The 6459-nt window shown below is 62.1% G+C and carries 8 protein-coding genes; 1 reads left to right on the top strand and 7 read right to left on the bottom strand.

All coding sequences use genetic code 11. The annotated features are described in order from the left end of the window. The coding region (locus I8N66_RS30305; RefSeq protein ID WP_291162036.1) for a nitroreductase at nucleotides 1–517 on the bottom strand (517 nt) is incomplete at its 3' end. Nucleotides 518–617: 100 nt separating this feature from the next. Between I8N66_RS30305 and I8N66_RS30300 the strand changes: the two genes are divergently transcribed. Continuing rightward, entirely contained in the window at nucleotides 618–1628 is a 1011-nt protein-coding gene (locus I8N66_RS30300; protein WP_113537726.1) for a hypothetical protein, read from the top strand. Nucleotides 1629–1660: 32 nt separating this feature from the next. Here the strand turns inward: I8N66_RS30300 and I8N66_RS30295 are convergent, their stop codons facing one another. The 6 genes from I8N66_RS30295 to I8N66_RS30270 form a co-directional block, all read right to left on the bottom strand. Beyond that, nucleotides 1661–2500 carry a lysophospholipid acyltransferase family protein gene (locus I8N66_RS30295; protein ID WP_223727065.1) on the bottom strand — a complete coding sequence of 280 codons (840 nt, stop codon included), beginning with the start codon at nucleotides 2498–2500 and terminating at the stop codon, nucleotides 1661–1663. Between the two features lie 79 nt (nucleotides 2501–2579). Next, entirely contained in the window at nucleotides 2580–4562 is a 1983-nt protein-coding gene (gene thrS / locus I8N66_RS30290; protein WP_291162031.1) for a threonine--tRNA ligase, read from the bottom strand. A gap of 223 nt (nucleotides 4563–4785) precedes the next feature. Continuing rightward, the gene (locus tag I8N66_RS30285) at nucleotides 4786–5325 is read right to left on the bottom strand and encodes a DUF1697 domain-containing protein (RefSeq protein ID WP_113537729.1); all 540 of its coding nucleotides are present in this window, start codon (nucleotides 5323–5325) and stop codon (nucleotides 4786–4788) included. 11 nt (nucleotides 5326–5336) lie between these two features. Continuing rightward, a complete protein-coding gene (locus I8N66_RS30280; RefSeq protein ID WP_291162026.1) occupies nucleotides 5337–5765 on the bottom strand; it encodes a DUF2267 domain-containing protein in 429 nt (142 codons plus the stop codon). After that, nucleotides 5762–6136 (bottom strand): membrane protein insertion efficiency factor YidD, encoded by a 375-nt coding sequence (yidD, locus tag I8N66_RS30275; RefSeq protein WP_291162023.1) that lies wholly within the window; start codon nucleotides 6134–6136, stop codon nucleotides 5762–5764. The genes I8N66_RS30280 and yidD overlap by 4 nt, the downstream gene beginning before the upstream one ends. Before the next feature lies 1 nt (nucleotide 6137). After that, nucleotides 6138–6459: iron-sulfur cluster assembly scaffold protein (locus I8N66_RS30270; protein ID WP_291162020.1), on the bottom strand; the 322-nt coding region annotated here is incomplete at its 5' end.

Genomic DNA, 6459 nt, shown 5'->3' with positions numbered 1-6459 from the left:
CCATCGCGGTACCGATGTGAATGAAGCCGGCTAGCTTCTCACCCGGCTGGACGCCCAGCAAGGGATAAGCGCGCTCGTCGAAGGCGAACCATTCGGTCAGCCAGTTGGAGGCATAACCGAGTGCGTTTGCGGCCATCAGCAGGTTGAGGCATACGGCGCCGGCAGACATCAACTGCTCCCATTCCGGGATCTTGAAGTGCGGCGCAGCCGTGCTGACCACGGCGACCACGACCGGCGCGCGCGTCAGCCGCGTTTCCTCGACCTTGATCATTTCTTCCGAGAGATCGGGCTTCGCTACAAGCGCCATCGCCTTCAGCTCTGCGCTGATGCGCGCCCTCTCCTCGCCGCGATAGACGATGAAACGCCAGGGGGCGAGCTTGCCGTGGTCCGGCACGCGCGAGGCGAGCTTCAGCATCTCCTCGACCTCGGCCTTGCTGGGACCGGGTTCGCCCATCTGGAATGCAGGGATCGAGCGACGGGACGCGAGATAATCAACAAGCTTAATTTCGGTTTTCATGTCGGATGAATTCCACTAATTTGCCGCAGCATCGGCAGCCACGAAAATGCCATATCGGCGTCCCAAGTGGAGTCACTCAGTCAGGAAGTCAACTGCTCTCATGCGTGCATGCTCTCGTATTTTCCTCAGAACCGGCCTCGCGATCCTTATCGCCGGCGCTGCTGCAGGAAGCGTGCTTGCTGAGGATGCGACCCAGGCCTTCGAGAGTTTTCCCTCGATCGCCGGCCCCCGCAAGATGCCGAAGCTTACGGGCTTCAGCCCGATGACATCAGATCCAATCGCCGACGGTACCTTGAAGGATGTGAAGCTCGAAGCACTGCTCACCGAGAAAGGCGCCCCTGTCGAGGCCGGCCTGACCTGGCGCGTGTTCAGCCCGATCCCCGGAAGCGACGGAAAGCTGCCGCTTCTCGCCACGTCGGAAGGCGGATCGACCGCGTTCAACGTCGTGCCGGGTGACTATTTCGTCAATGTTTCCTTCGGACGCGCCTCCGCAACACGCAAGATCCGCGTTCCCCAGGAAGGCACGCTGGAGAAGCAGGTTCTGGTTCTCGATGCAGGCGGCATCAAGCTCAACGCCGTCTCTGGCAGCGATGTGCGCATACCGCCGGCCGAACTCAGCTTCTCCGTCTATTCCGCCGACACCAAGAGCGACGGCGAACGGGCGCTCATCATGTCGGATGTGAAGCCGAATACGGTGATCCGGCTCGGCGCCGGAACCTATCATGTGACATCGAGCTACGGGGCCACCAACGCCTCGACCGCCGCCGACATCCAGGTCGAAGCCGGCAAGCTGACGGAAGCGACCATCCAGCATCGCGCCGCCAAGCTGACGCTCAAGCTGGTCTCAGAGCCCGGCGGCGAAGCGATCGCCAACACCGCATGGACGATCCTGACGTCGGCCGGCGACACGGTGGATGAAGAGAACGGCGCCTTCCCGACGCTGGTCCTGCTCGAAGGCAGCTATTCCGCCGTCGCGCGCTACAAGGACAAGATCTACGAACGCGACTTCACGGTGAAGGCCGGCGTCAACACGGACGTGGAAGTGCTGCTCAGCAGCGGTGGCAACGATGCGAACACCAATCCGGGCGTCGTCTCCGACGCACAGGACTAGCTTCAACGCAGCGACAGGCGGTTAACGTTGCGTCAGCCCGCGCGCCTCATGAATCGCCTACGCGGCGGCGCCATGGAGAAGACCGCGTCATAGATGCGGGCCAGCAGGTCCTTGCGATCACCACAGGCACCGAGGTCCTCGGGCGTCAGCACGCGGCCGATGCGCGCCGCAATCGTCGTTCCGGACAGGCGCCGGAACTCGCGGATCAGCAGCGAAAGCCTCAGCGTCAGTGAGATCTTGCTCGCCAGATGGAACATGGGACCGTTCTGGCCTTCGAAATAGATCGGGATGACGCTTGCCCGCGCGGCCTGGATCAATTTTGCGGGAAAGATCTTCCAGGGCAGGTCTTCGGCGCGGCCGAAGCCCTTGGGGGCTGTCGCGACGCCGCCGGCGGGAAAGATCACGATGGTCACACCTTCCTTCAACAGGCGCAGCGCTTCATGGCGCGTCGCCATGTTGACGGCCAGCGCCTCCTTCGTCTCCTCGAACGACACCGGCAGCGAGTAAGGCGCCATTTCCGGCACCTTCAGCAGTTCGTTGTTGATAAGGACGCGGAATGGACGGCCAAGCTGTTCGGCAAGCGCCAAAACGGCGATGCCGTCGCCGATGCCGAAGGGATGATTGGCGATGATGACGATCGGCGTATCGGGCAATTGCCGCGGCGGCCACTCGCCTTGGGTTCGCAGCTTCACATCGATCAGCTGCAGCATTTCACCGAAGACCCGATCGCTCTTGCCGACAATGTCGGACCGCCAGCGCGTGTAAAGCTTTGCATAGCGGTTGCGGCCCGACAGGCCCTCGATGGAGCGAATGAACCAGCGCTTCAGGCGCCGGTCGTTTTCATTGGCGTAGGACAGCTCTTTGAACTGCACGGAAATCTCCGAGGGATACGATCTTATCCGGATATTCCGCTAATATGACAGTTTGCTGACAAAGCAAGTGCCCGGGGGTTCAACCCCGGGCTTTCTTTTCCGCCTTGCGCTTGAGATCCGGGGCCATGGCTTCCAGAGCGAGAGAGGCAATCGCTTCGTCGAGCGTCATCGCAGTCTGCGCCTGCGAACCCAGACGGCGGATGTTGACCGAACGCTCTTCGGCTTCGCGCTTGCCGCAGACGACAATGACCGGAACCTTCGTGACCGAGTGTTCGCGAACCTTGTAGTTGATCTTCTCGTTGCGGAAGTCGGTCTCGACGGTCAAGCCCGCGTCGCGCAGAAGCTCGGCAACCTCACGACCGTAGTCGTCAGCTTCCGAGGTGATCGTCGCGACGACGATCTGCAACGGCGAAACCCACAGCGGCATGTGGCCGGCGAAGTTCTCGATCAGGATGCCGAGGAAACGCTCCATCGAGCCGCAGATGGCGCGATGGATCATGACCGGCTGGCGCTTTTCCGATTCCTTGTCGATGTAGAAGGCACCAAAGCGCTCCGGCAGGTTGAAATCGACCTGGGTCGTACCGCACTGCCATTCGCGGCCGATGGCGTCCTTCAGCGTGTATTCGAACTTCGGACCGTAGAACGCGCCCTCACCCGGCAGGATGCCGGTCTTGATGCGGCCTTCCGACTGCGCCTCAATCGTCTTCAAGACGTCCATCATCACGCTTTCGGCGCGATCCCAGAGCTCGTCGGAACCGACGCGCTTGTCCGGACGGGTGGAGAGCTTGACCACGACTTCCTTGAAGCCGAAGTCCTCATAGACCGAGAGGATGAGGTCGTTGATGCGCAGGCATTCCGCCGCCATCTGCTCGTCGGTGCAGAAAACGTGGGCGTCGTCCTGGGTGAAGCCACGCACACGCATCAGGCCGTGCAGCGCGCCCGACGGCTCGTAACGGTGAACGTTGCCGAACTCAGCCAGACGCACCGGAAGCTCGCGATAGGACTTCAGCCCATGCTTGAAGATCTGGATGTGCCCCGGGCAGTTCATCGGCTTCAGCGCGAAGACGCGGTCGTCGTCGGTTTCATCGCCGGCGACCGTCACCTTGAACATGTTGTCGCGGTACCAGCCCCAGTGACCCGAGGTTTCCCAGAGCGACTTGTCAAGCACCTGCGGCGCGTTGACTTCCTGGTAGGTGTTGGCGAGCCGGCGGCGCATATAGGCAACCAGCGTCTGGAACATGCGCCAGCCCTTGCCGTGCCAGAAGACGACGCCCGGGCCTTCTTCCTGGAAATGGAACAGGTCCATTTCACGGCCGAGGCGACGATGGTCGCGCTTTTCGGCTTCGGCGAGCACGTGCAGGTACTGGTCGAGCTCTTCCTGGGTGTGCCAAGCTGTGCCGTAGATACGGGTCAGCATGGCGTTGTTGCTGTCGCCGCGCCAATAGGCACCGGCCACCTTCATCAGCTTGAAGGCTGTTCCGATCTGGCCCGTGGAGGCCATGTGCGGTCCGCGGCAAAGGTCGAACCAATCGCCCTGGTAGTAGATCTTGAGATCCTGTCCCTCTGGGATCGCATCGACGAGCTCGACCTTGTAGGCCTCGCCCTTGTCGGCAAAGACCTGACGGGCCTTCTCGCGCGACCAGACTTCCTTTGTGAAAGGCTTGTTGCGGGCAATGATCTCCTTCATCCGCTTTTCGATGAGCGGCAGGTCATCCGGGGTGAAGGGTTCGTTGCGGGCGAAGTCGTAATAGAAGCCGTTGTCGATGACCGGACCGATGGTTACCTGCGTTCCCGGCCACAGCTCCTGTACAGCCTCTGCCATCACGTGCGCGGCATCGTGGCGGATAAGCTCGAGCGAGCGCTTGTCGTCGCGAACGACGATCTCGAGGCGGCCATTGGTCACCGGATCGGACAGATCGCGCAGCTCGTCGTCGAGCGCGATCGCTACCGCCTTCTTGGCGAGCGACTTCGAAATCGATTCTGCCACGTCACGGCCGGTCGTGCCGAAGGGATAATCGCGCACCGAGCCATCAGGAAATGTAAGGGAAACAGGATTCGACATAGTGATCTCCTATCCAGTCCCGCCAACGAATGCGGGTGGAATGGTTGACCGGCAATGGCCGGTGAATTGACGATACAGCGTCGCATCCGTGAGACGCGCAGAGATCGCTGTAGTGCTTTGGATTGCTGCTTGTTCTGCCCGGAGCCGAGACAACCCCGGGAAACACGCCGTAGCCTGATAAAGGGTTTTCGAAAGTGAGTAAAGGCGAAGGCTGCGACAGAGCCTAGCCGCGCAGCATCTCGGCAAGGCCCTTTACGGTGTTCCAGTTGCGAAACGTTCCGATGCCCAAACGCTTGGTCGTCATCGCCCCCAGAAGCTTCGATTCACTGGCCTTGCCGGCGAAATGCACCCAGAGATCGCCATCGACGATGGCAAGGCGTTCGCCGGAAACGCAGTAACGCCGCAGCCCTTCGAGTGCGGTTTCGGTCAGCGGGTCGCGCATCACGCGGACATGCACGCGCGTTGCGTCTTCTTCGCCCTCTTCATGGAAGGGATTGGAGGCAGCGAGCTTCAACCAGCCGGCACCGGAGCGCACGATGATGTCTACATGCCGACCGAACGTCCCGGAGAAGGCCTTCTCAAGCGGGGATTCGAGATCGCGGACTTCCGACCGTCCGGCCTCGAACACGAGATTGCCTGTCGCAACCAGCGTCCTGGGCGAGTGATAGCCGAGGCCTTCGGCCATCGCCCTGAGATCGGCCATCACGACACGTCGCCCGGCACCAAGGACAATGCTGTAGAGCAAGGCAACGTAGCTGTTCATCATTCTTCCGTTCACGCGCGCCAGAAATCCGCGGCACCCGCCGGCAATCGGGCGAGAACCCGGTCCAACTTCGCCTCGTCGATGTGTCGACGCAAGGCGGCTGCCACATCGGCAATGGCGCTGTCAGGCGAAACATTGTGATCGGGCCGGAGCGCCTGCACCTCGCGGGTCAGGGCGACGCGACCCGAAAACGGGCTCTTCGGTTCCTCGAGGTCCCATTCGGCAACAAAGATCGCGCGCAGCACGGGCGGCAAGACATCGGCAAACAGGATGGCATCCTCCAGTTCCAGCCGTCGCCGAAACGTCTGCAGTACCGCCTGAACCATCGTATAGGCCTGGTTCGTCGTCTGGAGCCCGGCAAGATTGCGCGCATCGATGATGAAGCGATCGAAATCCGCAGAGGCCTGGCGGTATTCCATCGGCATGGGCATGGCGATCATCCAACCTTCGGCCGCGGTCGCCAGTAGCGCCACGGCGCGTACCACACGAGGCGAGGCTCAAGCCGCTCCGGCACCGGATCGAAGCCGTGCGTCCCGCCCGGACCGCAGCGCGCCACGCGAAACAGCGTCATCCAGCCTCCGGCCCATAAGCCATGGCGAGCTATCGCCTCGTAGCCGAATTCAGAACAGGTCGGCAGGTGGCGGCACGAGTTGCCGATGAAGCTCGAAAGCGTGAGCTGATAGGTGCGGACCAGCGCCATCCCGATCAGCCGCCCCGGCGTCTTGCGAAACGGACCGTCCCAGTTTCGACCACGCACTACCGGCTTCGCCCCGTCGTCCGGCACGTGCCGACAATTCGGATCGCCGCACATGTCAGACGGCCGCGAGCAGTCGCTTGGCTTCGATCTGCTCGATGGCATCGACGACGGCATCAAAGGTCAGCATCGTCGAGGCGTGGCGCGCCTTGTAATCCTTTACTGGACGCAGGAAGCGCATGTCCTCGAAACGCCCGGACGGGCCCTCGCCGTCTGTCTTCAACATGGCGAGCATGTCCGCGCGCGCCTGGCGGATTTCCTCGGCGCCGGCGCCGACGACATGGCGCGCCATGATCGAGGACGACGCTTGGCCAAGCGCGCAGGCCTTCACGTCCTGGGCGAAATCGGTGACCACGCCGCCGGCCCACTGCAGCCCGAGA

It is taken from the genome of Ensifer sp. SSB1, from assembly GCF_016652895.1.
In the GTDB taxonomy this organism is placed as follows: domain Bacteria; phylum Pseudomonadota; class Alphaproteobacteria; order Rhizobiales; family Rhizobiaceae; genus Ensifer.
The sequence above is the reverse complement of the archived record's forward strand: the minus strand, read 5'-3'. Positions and strand labels throughout refer to the sequence as shown.